The 16,767-nt window shown below is 60.7% G+C and carries 21 protein-coding genes; 13 read left to right on the forward strand and 8 right to left on the reverse strand.

The genetic code is table 11. From position 1 onward, the window contains the following. Positions 1–59 precede the first annotated feature (59 nt). The 5 genes from M1D88_RS00670 (at position 60) to M1D88_RS00690 (ending at position 3,804) form a co-directional block, all read left to right on the forward strand. Positions 60–1,502 carry an amino acid permease gene (locus M1D88_RS00670; RefSeq protein ID WP_458112712.1) on the forward strand — a complete coding sequence of 481 codons (1,443 nt, stop codon included), beginning with the start codon at positions 60–62 and terminating at the stop codon, positions 1,500–1,502. A gap of 62 nt (positions 1,503–1,564) precedes the next feature. Next, complete coding sequence (locus M1D88_RS00675) at positions 1,565–2,320, forward strand: IclR family transcriptional regulator (protein ID WP_458112713.1); 756 nt, start codon at positions 1,565–1,567, stop codon at positions 2,318–2,320. Between the two features lie 104 nt (positions 2,321–2,424). Continuing rightward, entirely contained in the window at positions 2,425–2,886 is a 462-nt protein-coding gene (locus M1D88_RS00680; RefSeq protein ID WP_458112714.1) for a YybH family protein, read from the forward strand. Positions 2,887–2,945: 59 nt separating this feature from the next. Beyond that, entirely contained in the window at positions 2,946–3,386 is a 441-nt protein-coding gene (locus M1D88_RS00685; protein ID WP_458112715.1) for a helix-turn-helix transcriptional regulator, read from the forward strand. Between the two features lie 10 nt (positions 3,387–3,396). Next, positions 3,397–3,804 carry a VOC family protein gene (locus M1D88_RS00690; RefSeq protein ID WP_458112716.1) on the forward strand — a complete coding sequence of 136 codons (408 nt, stop codon included), beginning with the start codon at positions 3,397–3,399 and terminating at the stop codon, positions 3,802–3,804. Positions 3,805–3,871: 67 nt separating this feature from the next. Here the strand turns inward: M1D88_RS00690 and M1D88_RS00695 are convergent, their stop codons facing one another. Beyond that, positions 3,872–4,675 (reverse strand): NAD(P)H-binding protein, encoded by an 804-nt coding sequence (locus M1D88_RS00695; protein WP_458112717.1) that lies wholly within the window; start codon positions 4,673–4,675, stop codon positions 3,872–3,874. A gap of 97 nt (positions 4,676–4,772) precedes the next feature. On the opposite strand from M1D88_RS00695, the gene M1D88_RS00700 reads away from it, so the two are divergent. Further along, a complete protein-coding gene (locus M1D88_RS00700) occupies positions 4,773–5,171 on the forward strand; it encodes a winged helix-turn-helix transcriptional regulator (RefSeq protein ID WP_458112718.1) in 399 nt (132 codons plus the stop codon). A gap of 141 nt (positions 5,172–5,312) precedes the next feature. Here M1D88_RS00700 and M1D88_RS00705 read toward each other — a convergent pair whose 3' ends face one another. Next, entirely contained in the window at positions 5,313–5,579 is a 267-nt protein-coding gene (locus M1D88_RS00705) for a hypothetical protein (RefSeq protein WP_458112719.1), read from the reverse strand. 503 nt (positions 5,580–6,082) lie between these two features. Between M1D88_RS00705 and M1D88_RS00710 the strand changes: the two genes are divergently transcribed. From M1D88_RS00710 to M1D88_RS00720, 3 genes are all read left to right on the forward strand, one after another. Continuing rightward, entirely contained in the window at positions 6,083–7,252 is a 1,170-nt protein-coding gene (locus tag M1D88_RS00710) for an IS30 family transposase (RefSeq protein ID WP_458112720.1), read from the forward strand. A 68-nt stretch (positions 7,253–7,320) separates the two neighbouring features. Next, a complete protein-coding gene (locus tag M1D88_RS00715; RefSeq protein ID WP_458112721.1) occupies positions 7,321–7,659 on the forward strand; it encodes a hypothetical protein in 339 nt (112 codons plus the stop codon). Between the two features lie 250 nt (positions 7,660–7,909). Further along, positions 7,910–8,101: a hypothetical protein gene (locus M1D88_RS00720; RefSeq protein ID WP_458112722.1), complete on the forward strand. Its 192-nt coding sequence runs from the start codon at positions 7,910–7,912 to the stop codon at positions 8,099–8,101. 164 nt (positions 8,102–8,265) lie between these two features. Here the strand turns inward: M1D88_RS00720 and M1D88_RS00725 are convergent, their stop codons facing one another. The 6 genes from M1D88_RS00725 to M1D88_RS00750 form a co-directional block, all read right to left on the reverse strand. Continuing rightward, a complete protein-coding gene (locus tag M1D88_RS00725; protein WP_458112723.1) occupies positions 8,266–9,156 on the reverse strand; it encodes a hypothetical protein in 891 nt (296 codons plus the stop codon). A gap of 357 nt (positions 9,157–9,513) precedes the next feature. Next, entirely contained in the window at positions 9,514–9,930 is a 417-nt protein-coding gene (locus tag M1D88_RS00730; RefSeq protein WP_458112724.1) for a hypothetical protein, read from the reverse strand. A 214-nt stretch (positions 9,931–10,144) separates the two neighbouring features. Next, the gene (locus tag M1D88_RS00735) at positions 10,145–10,360 is read right to left on the reverse strand and encodes a DUF2283 domain-containing protein (RefSeq protein WP_458112725.1); all 216 of its coding nucleotides are present in this window, start codon (positions 10,358–10,360) and stop codon (positions 10,145–10,147) included. A gap of 256 nt (positions 10,361–10,616) precedes the next feature. Continuing rightward, positions 10,617–11,393, reverse strand: a complete 777-nt coding sequence (locus M1D88_RS00740; protein WP_458112726.1) for a class I SAM-dependent methyltransferase — start codon at positions 11,391–11,393, stop codon at positions 10,617–10,619. An 897-nt stretch (positions 11,394–12,290) separates the two neighbouring features. Continuing rightward, the gene (locus M1D88_RS00745; protein ID WP_458112727.1) at positions 12,291–13,124 is read right to left on the reverse strand and encodes an alpha/beta fold hydrolase; all 834 of its coding nucleotides are present in this window, start codon (positions 13,122–13,124) and stop codon (positions 12,291–12,293) included. 140 nt (positions 13,125–13,264) lie between these two features. Beyond that, entirely contained in the window at positions 13,265–13,501 is a 237-nt protein-coding gene (locus M1D88_RS00750) for a GNAT family N-acetyltransferase (protein WP_458112728.1), read from the reverse strand. A gap of 183 nt (positions 13,502–13,684) precedes the next feature. Here M1D88_RS00750 and M1D88_RS00755 point away from each other — a divergent pair, with 183 nt between their 5' ends. The 4 genes from M1D88_RS00755 (at position 13,685) to M1D88_RS00770 (ending at position 16,750) form a co-directional block, all read left to right on the forward strand. Then, positions 13,685–13,960, forward strand: coding sequence for a MafI family immunity protein (locus M1D88_RS00755; RefSeq protein ID WP_458112729.1), 276 nt, complete (start codon positions 13,685–13,687; stop codon positions 13,958–13,960). Between the two features lie 180 nt (positions 13,961–14,140). Next, a complete protein-coding gene (locus tag M1D88_RS00760; RefSeq protein ID WP_458112720.1) occupies positions 14,141–15,310 on the forward strand; it encodes an IS30 family transposase in 1,170 nt (389 codons plus the stop codon). Positions 15,311–16,039: 729 nt separating this feature from the next. Then, positions 16,040–16,159 carry a helix-turn-helix domain-containing protein gene (locus tag M1D88_RS00765; protein WP_458114598.1) on the forward strand — a complete coding sequence of 40 codons (120 nt, stop codon included), beginning with the start codon at positions 16,040–16,042 and terminating at the stop codon, positions 16,157–16,159. A gap of 186 nt (positions 16,160–16,345) precedes the next feature. Further along, complete coding sequence (locus M1D88_RS00770; protein WP_458112730.1) at positions 16,346–16,750, forward strand: DUF6228 family protein; 405 nt, start codon at positions 16,346–16,348, stop codon at positions 16,748–16,750. Positions 16,751–16,767: the final 17 nt, after the last annotated feature.

Genomic DNA, 16,767 nt, shown 5'->3' on the forward strand with positions numbered 1-16,767 from the left:
CACCGCAACCGGAGCCGGTGCAGCAAACGCTGGCATCCTCACCACTCCTGGGAGACCTCATGTCACTCTCTTCACCCACTGAGCTGGGTACTCAGGCCGCACCGCCGGCCGCGCAAGAATCCGGATTGCGGCGCTCCATGGGCCCGCGCCACCTCGTAATGATCGCCATGGGGGGCGTCATCGGGTCGGGGCTTTTCCTGAGCTCCGGCTACACCATTTCGCAGGCCGGGCCGCTTGGCGCCGTATTGGCTTACCTCGTGGGCGCCTTCATGGTGTATCTCGTCATGTCCTGCCTGGGCGAGCTGGCCATCGCCTATCCCGTCTCCGGCGCCTTCCACATCTACGCTGCGAGGTCCATCGGGCCGGCCACTGGCTTCACCACGGCATGGCTCTACTGGCTGTGCTGGGCGGTTGCCATCGGCTCCGAGTTCACGGCCTCCGGGCTCCTGATGCAGCGGTGGTTTCCGCAAGTGGACGTCTGGATCTGGTGTGTACTTTTTGCCGCCATTCTTTTCTCCCTCAATGCCATCTCATCGCGAGTTTTTGGCGAGTCGGAGTTCTGGTTCTCCATCATCAAGGTGGGGGCCATCGTCCTCCTGATTGTGCTTGGTGGAGCGGCGCTCCTGGGGTTCCACCCCCTTGCCGCCGGCGGCGAACACCCCATGCTTTTCGAAAACTTCGCGACGACGTCGGGCCTCTTCCCCAACGGCTTCACCGGTGTGCTCGTGACCGCTCTCGCCGTCTTCTATGCTTTCTCCGGATCTGAGCTCATTGGCGTGGCAGCGGGCGAGACGGCGAACCCTGAGACAAGCATCCCCAAGGCCATGCGCACCACCGTCATCCGGCTCCTTATCTTCTTCGTCGGTGCCATCGCTGTCATCGCCGCAACCATCCCTTATGAGCAGGTGGGACTGGACGAGAGCCCGTTCGTGACCGTCTTCTCCTCCATCGGCATTCCCTTCGCCGCGGACATCATGAACTTCGTCATCATCACCGCACTGCTTTCGGCCGGAAACAGCGGGCTGTTCTCCTGTGCACGCATGCTCTTCTCACTCTCAGAGGAGGGTCATGCTCCCAAAGCCTTCCGGCGACTGACCAAGCGCGGGATCCCACTGCTCGCCTTGAGCGTCAGCATGGTGGGTGGCGTTGCCTCGCTGATCTGCAGCGTTGTCTCACCGGAATTGGTCTACCTGGCGCTGGTGTCCGTGGCCGGGTTTGCCGTGGTGGGAGTCTGGATGTCCATTACGGCATCCCACTTCTTCCACCGCAGGGCCTTCGTCCGGAACGGCGGGGACGTTTCCACGCTCAGCTACAAGGCGCCGTTGTACCCGTTGGTTCCCATCCTTGCGTTCAGCCTGTGCCTTGTATCCCTGGTAGGTATCGCCTTTGACCCGAACCAGATCTATGCCCTCTACTTCGGAATTCCGTTTGTCATTGGCTGCTACGCGTTCTTCCACTTCAAATACGGCCGCTCCCGCCAGTTGACCGCAGCGGCAAAGTAGCGGCTGTGCAAGAACCGGCTGTGCAAGAATAGGGCGTCGTCCCGCGGTGAGGAGCCACGAACATGGAAACTTCTGAAGTCTCGTCCCTGGCACAGGGGCTTCGGATTGTCCGCATCGTCGCTGACCGTGAGAAGTGGGGCCGATCGCTGTACGGCGTTACCCAGATCGCCGTCGAGCTCGGTATGGACCGCAGCAGGGTCTCGCGTTTGACCCAGGAACTCTGTGACCTCGACCTGCTGGAAAGGGTGGACCGGGGCCCTTTCCGTGCAGGTCCTGCGTTCTTCTCGCTGGCGGCTTCCCTCAACGGCGGGTGGGTCAGCTCCTCAAGAGTGGAGCTCCAGCGGATGACTGCCGATCTCGGACTCAAGGGCAGGGTGTCGGTCCGGGACGGCGCCCGTGTCATCCTCATCAGGTCCTCAAGTGACCATGGCCTCTCCGGCGGAATGATGCAGCCCGGCATGGTCACCCCCGTATGGTGCACCGGATCAGGCCGGGCGCTGCTCTGGGATCACAGCGAGAAGGCATTGCAGGGGCTGCTTGCGGACGTGGAGTTTATCGGCGTCGGGGGTCCGCAAGCAGCCCACTCCGCTGCCGAGGTTTTAGCGCTGATGGAGCGGGACAGGCCCAGGGGCGTGGTCCACGCTGTGGAAGAGTTCGAGCACGGCGTACACGAGTTGGCTGTGCCGCTGCGGGATCCTGCCGGCGCCATCGTTGCTTCCCTCTGTGTTTTCGGGGAAGGCCGGGAATTCGATGGCCGCACCGAGGAGATCGGTGCCGCCATTGAAGAGTCCGCGCGACGCCTGTCTCAGCCGGACTGACTGCTGCGTTGCGGCAGTTTTTACTGCCGGCAGATCCTTGTGACCGTGTGAAGGCCGTGCCGATACTGGAAAATGGAGGTTCCGGTTCGAGGTCAGGGGACAAAATGAGCGAACTTGAAGACTTCCTGGCATCGGTATTGCCGCGCCTGGAAGAAGCGGACACAGCTATCCACAACGGGGATGCCGCTCAGCGGATTGCGATGTGGTCGCGGAATGCTCCCGTGACCCTTTTTGGTGCGGCCCAGTCGAAGAGCGGATGGGATCAGATAGCCCCTGTCTTCAACTGGTTGGCCCATCGTTTCTCCGACTGCCAGTCCTTCAGATATGAGGTCGTGGCGGCCGGCGTTAGCGGTGACTTGGGTTATCTCGCGGGAATCGAGCACACCGTTGCTTCCATTGACGGCGCCGTCACCAAGCCCTATTCACTCCGCGTCACCACCATCCTGCGACGCGAGGACGGAGAGTGGAAGGTGGTGCACCGCCACGCGGATCCGCTCCCGGAAAGCGAGGGCGCACCGGTCCTGGTGGCCCGGCTCAAGGAAAGTCCGAACACACCGGGCGCGTAAGCGCCTATCCCCGTCAACGACTCAATGAGAACTTTCGGCCCCGGTGGTAGCCTCATTACATGACTCCTCAGGACCTGGCCAACCTGGTTCTTTTGCGCCGTGCACGGGATCTGATCGACCGTGAGTACGCCCGTCCGCTGGACGTTCCCACCATGGCCCGTCTGGCATTAATGTCACCGGCGCACTTCTCCAGGCAGTTCCGCGAGGCCTATGGCGAAACGCCGTACAGCTACCTCATGACGCGCAGGATCGAGCGGGCTATGGCTCTCTTGCGGGCCGGGTGGAGCGTTACGGACGCCTGCATGGAAGTCGGGTCCACATCGTTGGGCTCGTTCAGCGCCCGGTTCACGGAGATCGTAGGGGAGACGCCCAGTTCGTATCGTTCCCGGGAGCACCACGCCGTCGAGGCCATGCCCGCGTGCATTGCCAAGATCAGGACCCGTCCCGCCCAGTACGTGAAAAGCAGTATTCGAGAAGCGGTACCGGCAGCCTCGGACTAGCGTTGCCACCATGACTATCGCACTCCAGTACTGCAATATCACTGTCAACGATCCCGAAGAGTCACTCGCGTTCTACCGTGATGCTCTCGGCCTTGAGGTCAGGAACGACGTCGCCCAGGGCGGCTTCCACTGGATCACCCTTGGAATGCCGGACCAGCCTGGCCTCGAGATCGTCCTGTCCTCGCCGCATGCCGGCCGTTCCCAGGCCGACGGCGACGCACTCCAGGAGCTTCTCGTCAAGGGTGTGCTCCCCATGCTTGTGTTCCGTACCGACGATCTGGACGGGTTATTCGAGAAAGTCCGGGCCTCCGGCGCAGAGGTGATGCAGGAGCCCATCGACCAGCCATGGGGCCCGCGGGACTGTGCCTTCCGTGATCCTTCCGGCAACATGATTCGGATTTCCCAGTCACCTGCCTAAAAGCCAAACCACAAAGGAAAGGGCGACGGCGGCACCCGGCCTGGGCGCTCGGGCCAGTTGCTACTGGTCATGCGGTCGCTGCGGCCGCGGCAATGTGGAGTGCGTTCAGGGGTTCCCGTCCAAGGATGGCGGTGATGTCGGTGCCTGTTTCCTCAAGGAATCCGTGGCTTACTGCGGAATGTATGGACAGCAGCATAGGAGGCTGGAAGGGCAGCAGCGCGGCAGAATCCAGGGCCTGTCGTAGTTCGGTGAGCTTGACCGGCCGGTATTCCGCCCCCAGTGTGTCAGCTATGTTCTGCCCCGTGACGACGGTGTTCCCGACGAAATTATAGGTTCTGCCTTGGTGTATTTCGGGGTTCCGCGCGATGATTGCCGCTGCTTCTGCAAGATCCTGACGGGCGACGGCGGCGACGCCGCCCTGTCCGAATGGGGCAGAGATGACTCCTTCACGGGGAGCCAGGAGATGGCCGATCAGCTCCGCGTAGAGACCGTTCCTCAAAATCGTCCACTGCGCCTTTCCGCTTTGAAGGCGGCGTTCTGTCCAGCGATGGGCCAACGCGAATCCCAGATGATCGCCGGCCTCGGTGAGGCTCGTGTACACGATGTGCCTGACCCCGTCGCGTTCGGCCGCCGTTATGGCGTTGTTGTGCCGCGTGATGACGACATCGTCTTCTTCAGTTCCGGCGGACACCATTACCAATGTCTCCACGCCCTCGAAGGAGATTGTTTCGGGGACGTCGAAGTCCAAGGCCCGAAGCTGGTCGCTGCTGCCGGGATTACGGGTTGCTCCGCTTGCAGCCGCTCCCGCCTGCGTGAAGTGTTGAAGGATGGCTTTGGCGAGGTGGCCGGAGGCCCCGGTTACGAGAATCATGGGCATGCTCATTTCACTGGTACTTTTCGGTAACTAGACTCATCTTCGGTAACAAGGCGAGAGCCCACAAGGAGGCACTTTGGTGTTAGGCAGTCACATGGAAGTAACCCCTGTCTTGGAACCCTGCGGCGAATCCGACCATTCAGACTGTGGAATCCGCGACGTTCTGGATCGAATCGGGGATAAATGGTCGGTGCTGGTCATCGTGGAGCTGGCCTCGGGCGCCCGGCGCTTTCGGGAGCTCCAGCGGGCCATCGAAGGGATTTCGCAGCGCATGCTGACCCTCACAGTTAGGCGCCTCGAACGGGACGGCCTTGTTACACGCACGGTCTACGCGACTGTCCCTGCCCAAGTCACCTACCAACTCACTGAGCGTGGAAGCAGCCTCACCCTGCTGGTCAAACAGCTCGCAGACTGGTCCTTGGAACACAAAGACTCCATAGGAGCATCACGGGAGTTATACGACCTGCAAAATCCTGACCAGCAGATCCGCTAATAAAGCCAATTTCGCCACGGTCTCCTTTTGGGAACCCTGAAAGGGACGAATGCTGGGATTGGTCCATCTAGGGACGGTGTCAGCTTTCAATGGGCCTCGACAGCTAGCTGCCACACGCAGCCGAACCCTCAATGGGTCGTTTTAGAGTGTGCTCTCTCTTAACGCCCTGCTGTAGTCCTCACGGTGGTTCCGGACGTCAGCGGACACAACGAGGAGCCGGCGAGTCAGTCGCTGCGCAAAGTACCCCTTATAAGGCAGAACAATGATGGTGTCGAGTCCGCTCTCCCACGCCGGGATCAGCTCCTGGAGACTTTGACGTTCCCCACCGTGGGGAAACTTCGGGACAAGGCTTCGGTCCCACGCCTGGTAGGCGTCACTATCCAGGCCTTCCCACCCATAGCGCTGCATCCACCGGGCGCCATGAAAGGGCTCAATCCGTGATCAGGATCCTCGGCCTCTCGCATTTCAGAAGGCGTGGGATGGTGCGTCGAATCCTCAATCTCGTACCAGGCCCAAGCTTGCTCCCAAGCCGTTTTCCAGCGCTTGTCCCACGTCTCTGCATCAGCTGACGCAGGCATCCGGGAGCTACCACAGTCAGGCACAGGGTCCAGGGGCGGGATGTCCACATCTCCAGCCAGCGCCCAAGCCTGCCGGACAAAGAGCAAGAGAGTCAGGTGGTGAGGATCATCCTTGACTGTAATCAGCATGTCGTGCGGCCAGGGAGGTCGTCGTTTCGGCATTCTCCATTGCATTTACGCTTGCCCCCATTCGGCCCACAGCCCAGGGTCGCCGTAGTGGGTTCAGCATCGCACCGACCCTGAGCTCTGTAAACGACGGACGTTCTATCGGAGGAACCCAATCGTCGCATTTGAGGAACCTTGGGTTCTTGCGGTGATTGCAACACTTAGCGGATGGGTGTTGTCATGGCGGGGTATTCAATTCATTTGAGGCCTGATCTTTTGCAGGTTTTTTGGGCCGGGATGCAGGCTGGTGATTTCATCACTGATGCCGTTGCTCCGATCAATACGAGTCGGCGTACCGGGCGCAGGGTCCTGCTTGAGGCGGGCGGCGTCAGGCCTCGGCGGGGCCGTGATCTGAAGGGCCGTTGCCTGACCTTCGCCCAGCGCGAGGAGATCGCGGTGCTGCGTGCCCAGGGACAATCACTGCGGCAGATCGGGGCCGTGGTCGGTCGCTCGGCCTCGACGGTGTCCAGGGAGTTGCGGCGCAACTCGGTGGCAGGATTGCCCTACCGGGCGACGTCGGCCCACGCACTGGCGTATGAGCGGGCCTCGCGTCCGAAACCGGCGAAACTGCACACGAACACCGTGCTGCGTGCGAAGGTGGAAGAGGACCTGACAAAGAAGTACTCACCCGAGCAGATTGCAGGACGACTCCGGGTTGAGTTCCCTGATGAGCCGGAGATGAGGGTGTCACCCGAGACGATCTACCAGTCCCTTTACGTGCAGTCCCGCGGGGCGCTAAAGCGTGATCTGACCGTGTGCCTGCGCACCGGGCGGGCTATGAGGCAGCCCTGCCGCAAGGCCGGCCAGCGCAAAAACCGGATCCCGGGAATGATCAACATTTCCGAGCGTCCGCCCGAGGTTCAGGACCGGGCCGTGCCGGGGCATTGGGAAGGGGATCTAATAATCGGCAAAGGGAATCAGTCCGCGATTGGGACGCTGGTTGAGCGGACCACCAATTACACGATGCTCGTGCATCTGCCGGACGGGTACAAGGCCGAGCAGATGCGTGATGCGCTGGCCGCGAAGATCAAGACACTCCCCGAGGCGCTGCGGCATTCCCTGACCTGGGATCAGGGCATCGAGATGCAGGACTGGAAAACCGTGAAGATCGACACCGGCATCGAGATCTTCTTCTGCGACCCGCACTCGCCCTGGCAGCGCGGCATCAATGAAAACACCAATGGCCTGCTGCGCCAGTATTTTCCCAAGGGCACGGACCTGAGCATCCACAGCGCCGCAGACCTCGACTGGGTTGCCCAGGAACTCAACGACCGGCCGCGCAAAAGACTAGAGTTCAGAAAACCGATCGAACTGATCGAAAACCTCCTGTTGCAATGACCGCCTGAATCCGCCGAACCCTGACCGGGCAGACTGATGGCCGGAAGGGGGATCCCTCACCGGCCGAGATGCTACAAACGAAGCCTGCCGGTTTCTGGCTCAAGCTGACGATACTGTCCGCGTTCCTGCTGTTCTTGGTCTTCTTCCAAGGTGTCTCCGCCGGCGGGCTTGACGTGGGGGAGGCGTGCGAATTGCGTGGACACACGTACGCCCACGAATACCGCAGTCAAAACGCGCATGAGCAGCTCCAGCTGTTCCCCCTGACCACCAAGTGCAACGCCGAGTACGACATGGTTCCTCTGTGGACGAACCCGGCGCTGGCGGTGCTGGCCCTCCTGACCGCGTCCTTCTTCGGGATGGCGCTGGCCGCCCTGTTCATCCGCGTAAAGAGCAGGCTCCGAGGATGATGCCCTAATTGCCCGGCCGGATTCCGCACCGTAGACCAACTTGTGTGCAGGAGCGGCCCCCACAGACCTCGTTTCTCGGCGGCCTTTCCTGTGAGCTCGTTTATCGCCTGCCCGCTCATGAACGCTCTGCGGGACAGAGTCGTCACCCAGGGCGTGCCCCGAAGGAATTCTCGGCCCGGAGCGAGAATAAGCCGTCAGATAGGCTGACTGCGAACGGGCTGCGGAACAGCCCACTGCATTGGGGGATGGCATGGACCATAGAACGAGACTATTGATCGCCGGCGCCGGGATTGCCGGCTTGAGCGCGCTGATGCAACTGCTGTTCGTTATTAACAAGCTGCCTGTCATCTTTTGGTCAGATCTTCTGGGCGGTATCGCCGCAGCTGTCGTCACAACGATTCTCTTGGTCCTTCTCCGTGGTCGTTCTCAGCGGTCGGCATGACCGGCCGGATTGAAGCTGTGATGATCAACGGGGCGGGTTCCGGCACGGGGAACGACCCACCGTGTGGTTTTGTTGACTCCATACCAAATGCGTTGGGTGACCGCAGCGCCCGGGTAAGGGATCCTTCACCGGGCACCCGAACCCACCTGCACATTCCGGCGCTGTCATCGTCGCATGATCCAGTCCACGGGGTAGCCGAGTTCCTCGAGGGTTAGGAGCAGCGGTTCCGGAGGTGACGCATAGACATAGATCTCAAAGTCTTCCCCGCGGATGTGGATTCGCGTGGAAAATAGTCCGCGTGTTGTGAACACCTCGAATACCTGTTCCCTGCGGAAGTGCCATGGCCCGAAAATGAGTCCAAGACCGAACCGAAACCTGAAATGGAGCTCCTCTGAGGTCGCGCTGAGTTCTACGAGCGGTATCGTGGCTCGGATTGTCCGGTACTTGAAGCCGACATTACGTCGATAAGGCTCCATCGGCCTTCGTCTCCGCGGTCGGCTGAGTGTGTTCGCCAAAGGTACTGCCTCGTGCTCCTGCGCGCCACTTCCTGCGGAGTGTGGTGACCTCTTGCCGAGAGCTACCAGGATCATCCAGAGAGCCAAGGCGGCAGCGCCGACGAGTGTGAGGGCGGCGCTCACCTCTGCCATGGCAGACGCCGGCTCGTGGATTCTCCACCCGAACCAGGAGACGCCGATGAAGCCAAGCCAATAAGTCAGGAACGAAAACCCCAAGAGCGGCATGGCTGGTGCGGCGTCGCTCAATCCCTTGAGGTCGTTGCCCCTGAAGAGACTCAGAATCTTCCCGTATTCGGGGTCGGGACCGGTCAGGGAGTTCACCGCGAAGATGAGCCCGATAACGATGGAAGCGTGGAGGCCGAAGGCCAGTAGCCCGAGGGGCCCTGATTGTGCCGTGCCGGACAGGACCGCGGCGGTGCTGCTGGATACCGCGCCTGTGATGAGCACGCCCAGAATGGTCAGGTTGGCCGCGGCGCAGATGCCGGCGGTGACCCGCCCGATCACCGGAGTTGCCCCGACGTCTGACTCTGAGTCCCCCATGGCTGAAAGTGTAGGCCTCTGCACCGGTATTGGTTGGGTTCTGCCAATTAAGGGATAGATTTCTGGTATCAACAGGACGGGGGCAGGGGCGCAGGCGGAGCGGATTCAACTTACTGCCGAGTTGCATGTCCCCTCGGTCTCGGTTCCCAGCGACGGAGCTCCATGTCAATGCCGGGAGCTTTGCACCATTTCTTATTGTAAGGATTGCGCGCCTTTACACCCGTGAACCCCCGGACAGGGCAACGTCCGTTAGCTGGTGGATCACCGCGCCGTCTTGTGTGCGTTAGACGAACCTTGGGTTCGCAAGAACCCAAGGAACCCTAAACGGACAGTTAGTCCCCGAGCTTGCAGTCTCGCTCAGAGCACAGCGCCGTTTCCAGCGATGATGCGTTTCCGGAGGAATTGATTCGACGGCGGAAGCCACATCAGTACGGCGCCGAGCGCGACAGGGATAAAAGCGAACATCGGCTCTATCGGGGGAACAGCTATGACAATAATGGCAAACAGTCCAGCGACCAGGGACAGCAGAGCCCTGGCTACCCGGGACCGGTAAAGCATCAGAATCGGAACGCCAATCACGACCACTGTGTATCCAGCCAGAACGACAAGGGTACCTGAGCCGAACCAGCCGGAGTCTCTTATGTGGGACGGCACCAACAGGGATGGGATCAGCGTGCCAAGGCCGGACCACACACCGGGAACGAGCCAACACAAAACACTGAGGGTGAGGCTCCATGGCACGTGCCGGCCGCTCACATGTAACTGCTTAGTCATAAGCCCCCCGACGCTTTCAGCTATGGAGCCATTCAACGCCTCCCACTGCCCTCCGTCCAACAGTTGCAACGACTGAAGAGCAGCTGGAGGTTCCGGCTCAGCAGCTAGATGGGTCAATGCTGTCCTTTAGGGATGTCCCGGCTAGAGCCCTAGAATCGTCCCTGAGAGGAACCCTGACTGGATCAGATTCGGTTCGTCGAACAGGGCGGGGTCCTCATCCCTGAATAAGTCGATCCAGTAGTTCTGGCGGCAATTTGCTCTTCGCATCGAGAACTTCCACACGGACGAGTCGTCCGTCGCGGTCAAAATCGAGATTGATCATTCCGTCGACTTCAATGGGATCGCACAGATAAGTTTTTTTCACATCCCCGGCTAGGATCTCATCCGCAAAATAGACGTACACAGCGTCAGCTTCTTGGTCATATGTCATTCGTGTACTCACTCTGGAACGGTGCATCTGCTGATTGTCCCTACACTCTGCCTGGAAAAATGGGGGATACAAGAACCAATAACTTGTAATTGGTTCAATGCCGTCGTTAGTCCCGCCGGTGGACGCTGCACTGCGAAGGCACCACCTGTATAGCGCTTCCGTCCCGTAAGCCGGTGCCTGAGCGGGACGCTACATGGCCGTCCGGTCTCGCCGCGGACGGTGTGATCATGCGACGCCGGGATGAGGAGAATGTGGGTCAGGTTGGTAACCCTGCGCGTCGCTGAGCGGTGACGAGATAATTTGGTTGGGTCGCATCGTACGTGGACCCTGCGAGGCTTAGACCTGCGGCCGCGACATCGGCTAGCAGTTCCTCGTGGTGGAAGGGCCAGATAGGCAGCAATTCGGTCGTCACCTGCAGCTGGTCACCGTCCTGGAGTGCTGCCACGGAAATCTGCAGGTGGTGTTCGGCGTCCCATGAAGGCGGCACCTGCCAGGAGTACACCACCATTGCCTTGCGGCCGGCGCGTTCCACGAGCCGGTCCCAGACGTCCAGCCTGCTGCCGGCTGAGCGGATCTGCTCCCAGTTGCGGGAGGTCAGCGCCAGCACCCCACCTGTAGCCAACACGGATGCCATGCCGTCGAGTGCGGCGCGCCGGCCACTGCGGCCGACCGCGTGCGCGAGCGAGTTCCCGACGCACATCACAGCGTCGAACCGGTCCTGCCAGCCTGGATCGGGTAGCTGGTCCCAGCGGCATACCCGCGTCGACACCTCGACTCCGTGAGCGCGAGCCAGCGCCTGGGTCCGCTCGACCATCGCCGGGCTGGCATCGCACGCAGTGACCCGGAATCCGGCCTCAGCCAGCCCCACCGCCAGCAACCCAATCCCACAGGCGCAGTCCAAGATCTGTCCCCCTGGGTCGAGCCCCGCCGTCACCATCTCGAACCCCTGCGCATTGCCCGCCGGGGACGCCTTAGCATCCGGTACCAGCCACTCATACACAGACGCCAATGACCCGTAAGCAACCTCACCCACAGTGATCCCTCCCCACGCACATTGTGGCACGCCCCTTGTCGTCTTGTCTGCCTTCCTGGCCGTTCATCGTAGACCCTCCGCGCTGATGCTCGGCTCAAGGTTTAACGTTCAAGGCTCGATCTCACCTAGCGGCGCAAAGCTCGTTCCTCCACCGGTGGGCCATGCGCGGGCTGCTGGCCATCGCATACCCCGATCCACTGAAGACGAATCGAGAGGCCTCACGCGCTCGCAGGGTCCGCCCCAAACTCGGTCCGTCAGCGGACGTCCGCAAGCGGCCCCGCTTGTGGACGTGCTCGGGCGGATACCTACATTAGAAATGCAGTCGGGGTACAGGCCGCGACCGGACCGTTCAGGTACCGCAATTCGAGTGCATCGCAACCGCTACTTGGAACAGCCGGGGCGATTCATCGACTGGGTGACACTGCCCGATAATCGGTCCTTTGTGGCTTCAACTTCGTTGGTGGCGGGCGACGCGGGCCCTGTTGCCGTACTTCGTGCGGCCCCACCGCCGCCGCTCCGTGGTGGGGACGTAGTACATATGCATCCTGGGGCCTGGCAAGCTTGGACTCCCGTGGCCCTCCCGGCAAGCAGGGCGATGGCGTCCTCCGCGAGTAGCGTGGTCACCCGTGTCCCGAAATCGCACTCAGACCATTCATATCGCATCTCATCGGCGGCCGCCTATTTCACGAAGTTCTTGTCCGGGCGATCGCGTGGGCGAGGCGGTGGGAGTCCAGTGCGGCACCCACGACGCGCAAAATTGTCCCTTAGGCCGGTGGTCCGCATAACTTTCATTAGCCGGTCGATCACCCTGCCCTTGGTGCCCGATGTCGAACGTTGAGCGGGACACGCGCGGGCGGGTCGGCCCCGTCAGCGTGATGGGTTGGTATGAGGTACCTGTCATCGTTCAGGTGCAAATGCCTCGTTGATTGCGTGCGCCAGTTCCTGCGGAGCGGTCACGTGCGCCAGGTGGTCCTGGCCTGCCAAGATTGTGACACTGTCGACGTCCAAGGTTGCCTTATACATGTCAACGCTCGGCCCGTAGGGTGGGCGGTTCCTGCTCAGCTCGCCTGCGATCAGCGTTGTAGGAGTAGTCCATGATTGTGGGGCGGTGAGAACGAATTGGTTGATCGCCTGAAGCTCGGCACCGGCCGGCTCGGTTAGCTGCATGAGCTTAGGCCACGCTGGGCCAGCCCGGAGTGTCTGAACGTGTGCTCGGGTATAGCCGGAGAGATCAACATTGATGATTTCGACCGCAGCGTCAAGGTCGCCGGCGCTAATCGCTGCCGCCACGAGCGGCAGCGCCTCGAGGCCGAACGGGTATGCGACCGGCTCGTACAGGACGAGCGAGCGAATATTGGCACCTTGTCGAATAGCCTCAACCGCTATGAGTCCGCCGTAACTGTGCCCAACTAGGTCAACCGGACCCTCAAGAGTCGATAGCCAGCGCAAGAGGTCCTGCACTTCCGTCTCGACTCCATACCCTTCACTCAGGGGAGCGCTCGGGACGCGTCCTCGGCGATTGAGCACAAAGACTGGACGCTCCGGCGCTACTTCTCTGGCAACCTGCTTCCAGGCAAAGGCATCGGCGATGACCCCGTGCACGATAATGATCGGGACTCCATGTCCAGGACGGGCAAGTGCGGTGAGCGTTCCGTCCTTAGATTTGACCTTCACCGCGCTGAACTGCCCGGTAGTAGCAGGATCATGCATTCTTTCCCTCATGTTGGACATCCATCCATCCTCGCTGACCAGTAGCTCTTCCACCATTCCTAAGACATCGGTACTGCGTCGTGTGCACGCAGCGTCACCAAGATGAGTAAAACGAGCGACTGGCTCTCGTTGTACGCAGTATGTGTTCGGTGGAGATACCTTCACGGGGACAGGATGTCGCGGCGTTCCGGCCGGCCCGCCGAGTTGCGGACCTTAATCTCGGGCTTCGGAATCCAACCGCCTCTTTCATAGGAGGCGATCGCTCTCTTGTTGTCGGCGATAACCCAAAGCTCCATAGGAGTCTGCGCCTTCACCGGGTTTCGGAGGTGGTCAAGGAGTCGGCGCGCGAGACCCTTGCCCCAAGCATCCGGGTCGACTGCGAGGTAGAGCAATTCCAAGACGTCCGTGTGAGGAACCCTCTGCGGGCGGTTCGCCGACCGAAGGTAGCGGGCGATGGGGCATCCTGAGCGCACGCACGCATATCGCCGCGTTCCGGTGTGAACGGGAACCTGTGGTTACCTCTTGCTATGAGACTCTTTCGAAGGCGTAGGCACTTTGGAGTCAGATCGTGGCGGCCGACATTGGCTGACGATCCCGTGAGTGACGGGATGAGCTTGGAAGAGATCACTGTGCGTCTCCACCGGGCTATGGACGCCGCCGTCGGCCTTCCCTCCCAGGACATCGACAATATTGAGATTTTCATTCGGGCTGGAGAGGAACTCGAGGCTTTTGAAACTCTCTGCACCCAAATCTATGAGTATGACATCCAGCTCGACGCTGACATTATTCAGCAGCTCGCCGAGGTTGGCACCACGCTGGGAGCAGAAACCGGCTTTGCGCGAAGGGCCGAGGGCTGAAGGCGGAGGCAGACTGTTCGACTCATGACCTTTTCCACCGTATTGGCAACAAACCCGTCGGCTGGTTCTCTCGCGTGCATTGCAGAGATACGTGGCGCTTCTGGCCCAGTCTGAAATGGCGGTTCGTCGGCCCCCGTTTGAGGAACCTTGGGTTCTTGCGGTGATTGCAACACTTAGCGGATGGGTGTTGTCATGGCGGGGTATTCAATTCATTTGAGGCCTGATCTTTTGCAGGTTTTTTGGGCCGGGATGCAGGCTGGTGATTTCATCACTGATGCCGTTGCTCCGATCAATACGAGTCGGCGTACCGGGCGCAGGGTCCTGCTTGAGGCGGGCGGCGTCAGGCCTCGGCGGGGCCGTGATCTGAAGGGCCGTTGCCTGACCTTCGCCCAGCGCGAGGAGATCGCGGTGCTGCGTGCCCAGGGACAATCACTGCGGCAGATCGGGGCCGTGGTCGGTCGCTCGGCCTCGACGGTGTCCAGGGAGTTGCGGCGCAACTCGGTGGCAGGATTGCCCTACCGGGCGACGTCGGCCCACGCACTGGCGTATGAGCGGGCCTCGCGTCCGAAACCGGCGAAACTGCACACGAACACCGTGCTGCGTGCGAAGGTGGAAGAGGACCTGACAAAGAAGTACTCACCCGAGCAGATTGCAGGACGACTCCGGGTTGAGTTCCCTGATGAGCCGGAGATGAGGGTGTCACCCGAGACGATCTACCAGTCCCTTTACGTGCAGTCCCGCGGGGCGCTAAAGCGTGATCTGACCGTGTGCCTGCGCACCGGGCGGGCTATGAGGCAGCCCTGCCGCAAGGCCGGCCAGCGCAAAAACCGGATCCCGGGAATGATCAACATTTCCGAGCGTCCGCCCGAGGTTCAGGACCGGGCCGTGCCGGGGCATTGGGAAGGGGATCTAATAATCGGCAAAGGGAATCAGTCCGCGATTGGGACGCTGGTTGAGCGGACCACCAATTACACGATGCTCGTGCATCTGCCGGACGGGTACAAGGCCGAGCAGATGCGTGATGCGCTGGCCGCGAAGATCAAGACACTCCCCGAGGCGCTGCGGCATTCCCTGACCTGGGATCAGGGCATCGAGATGCAGGACTGGAAAACCGTGAAGATCGACACCGGCATCGAGATCTTCTTCTGCGACCCGCACTCGCCCTGGCAGCGCGGCATCAATGAAAACACCAATGGCCTGCTGCGCCAGTATTTTCCCAAGGGCACGGACCTGAGCATCCACAGCGCCGCAGACCTCGACTGGGTTGCCCAGGAACTCAACGACCGGCCGCGCAAAAGACTAGAGTTCAGAAAACCGATCGAACTGATCGAAAACCTCCTGTTGCAATGACCGCCTGAATCCGCCGAACCCTGAACGGACAGATTCTGCTCTCTTGCTTTACAACGACCACTAGGACAAGTTGCCTGCTAGCTGTACCCTCTGAGCATGAAAGGGACGGTGCCATTCAAAAGGCAGCCGAAGCCGGGGTTAACGCGGGCAGGCTTCCGGATTTCGCTCTTTCTTTGCTTCATCTCCTTTCCGGGCTTGGCATTGATAGCCATCGGACGGCTCTCCAGGCTGGGATTCGATCTCGTCGGATATGGCTTGTTGGCTGTCCTGATGGCTCTTGTGATCATGCTCGCCTATCTTCTCCGAGTTAGGCATCGGGAGAGTCACGCTTGGGACGAGGAAGAGGCACGACAGAAGGAGCGGGACCGCCGGGACAGGGCTTAGCTCACGGTTGGCCATGGCGTACAAGTCTCAGCTTTGACTAGCGATTCCGGAATCCCAATTACGGAACCTTGAACTGTCGTCGATTGACCTTCCCGAGGGCCGGCGGCTCAAGGACAGCTGACCCGCTCGGAGCGGTGTCAGGGTGTCTTTACCAACGGTCTCTGCAAGGTCAGCCTGACAGGTATGGCTAGATACCGTGGAGGGCCGGTCACCCATCGCGATCTGACGGGGCCCAAAAGGCGCTAGTCCGACACGACTGATCAGGCGTGGCAGCAAGAGTTGCTGCTCACATTACGGTGTATCCAGGAGATCCGGCAGAAATGTGACCACACCGAGTTGGGTACCGTGCGCCAGGCACGGAAGGCTGGACTGTCCTGGACCGAGATCGCGACTGCGCTTGGCGTGACTCGTCAGTCTGCGTGGGAGCGTTGGCGCGAGCTCGACAAGACGCTGGAGCGAGATTGAGGTACGCGGGATCTCAGTCTGCTCAAGGCCGCCAATTCGGCCTGCAACGCTCACCTTCCCTGTTAGGAATCGGGGGCCCGGTAGCCGTCGATCACTGGGCCCTTGGGTCGCGTTAGCCGAACCCTCAATGGGCAGCCGTTGAAGCAGATTCCATGCAAAACAGGACAGTCCCTAGAGAATAGGGTGATGGGAACAGCAACTATCGGCATCGGACGCTCTTCGCGCATCACCTTTGAGGAAGTTTCGAAGGGATCTGACGGAGAGCCGAGCAGCGTGCTTGTGGCCATTGAATTACAAAACTTGAGAGGGAACCGTCAAGTGGCGGCCCACTATGCAAAAGGCTTTCAAGACCTGTCGGATTTCTTTGAGGACTTGGCTGAGCATTGGGCTGGCTGGTTAGGAATCAAAACGTATGAATCCTTCGAGGGCGATCTGCTGCTTGCGGCCCGTCACACGGGCCACGTTGAACTGGGCTTTACCCTTCAGCACCCCTCCTTTCCAGAGACTTGGTGTGTACGAGGTGAGCTGATACTTGATCCTGGGGAGGAAATGACGAAAGCCAGCGAAGCAATCAAGAGTTTGCTCACCTAGGGTGGATTCGTTCCTGT

Source organism: Arthrobacter sp. R1-13 (assembly GCF_054161475.1).

Coding starts and splice junctions, on each gene's coding strand:
- M1D88_RS00730 (WP_458112724.1), bottom strand. CDS start 9,930: ATGACTAAGCAGTTACATGTGAGCGGCCGGCACGTGCCATGGAGCCTC.
- M1D88_RS00770 (WP_458112730.1), top strand. CDS start 16,346: ATGGGAACAGCAACTATCGGCATCGGACGCTCTTCGCGCATCACCTTT.
- M1D88_RS00690 (WP_458112716.1), top strand. CDS start 3,397: ATGACTATCGCACTCCAGTACTGCAATATCACTGTCAACGATCCCGAA.
- M1D88_RS00680 (WP_458112714.1), top strand. CDS start 2,425: ATGAGCGAACTTGAAGACTTCCTGGCATCGGTATTGCCGCGCCTGGAA.
- M1D88_RS00670 (WP_458112712.1), top strand. CDS start 60: ATGTCACTCTCTTCACCCACTGAGCTGGGTACTCAGGCCGCACCGCCG.
- M1D88_RS00735 (WP_458112725.1), bottom strand. CDS start 10,360: ATGACATATGACCAAGAAGCTGACGCTGTGTACGTCTATTTTGCGGAT.
- M1D88_RS00715 (WP_458112721.1), top strand. CDS start 7,321: ATGCTACAAACGAAGCCTGCCGGTTTCTGGCTCAAGCTGACGATACTG.
- M1D88_RS00710 (WP_458112720.1), top strand. CDS start 6,083: ATGGGTGTTGTCATGGCGGGGTATTCAATTCATTTGAGGCCTGATCTT.
- M1D88_RS00760 (WP_458112720.1), top strand. CDS start 14,141: ATGGGTGTTGTCATGGCGGGGTATTCAATTCATTTGAGGCCTGATCTT.
- M1D88_RS00685 (WP_458112715.1), top strand. CDS start 2,946: ATGACTCCTCAGGACCTGGCCAACCTGGTTCTTTTGCGCCGTGCACGG.
- M1D88_RS00675 (WP_458112713.1), top strand. CDS start 1,565: ATGGAAACTTCTGAAGTCTCGTCCCTGGCACAGGGGCTTCGGATTGTC.
- M1D88_RS00700 (WP_458112718.1), top strand. CDS start 4,773: ATGGAAGTAACCCCTGTCTTGGAACCCTGCGGCGAATCCGACCATTCA.
- M1D88_RS00695 (WP_458112717.1), bottom strand. CDS start 4,675: ATGATTCTCGTAACCGGGGCCTCCGGCCACCTCGCCAAAGCCATCCTT.
- M1D88_RS00720 (WP_458112722.1), top strand. CDS start 7,910: ATGGACCATAGAACGAGACTATTGATCGCCGGCGCCGGGATTGCCGGC.
- M1D88_RS00745 (WP_458112727.1), bottom strand. CDS start 13,124: ATGTCCAACATGAGGGAAAGAATGCATGATCCTGCTACTACCGGGCAG.
- M1D88_RS00725 (WP_458112723.1), bottom strand. CDS start 9,156: ATGGGGGACTCAGAGTCAGACGTCGGGGCAACTCCGGTGATCGGGCGG.
- M1D88_RS00705 (WP_458112719.1), bottom strand. CDS start 5,579: ATGCAGCGCTATGGGTGGGAAGGCCTGGATAGTGACGCCTACCAGGCG.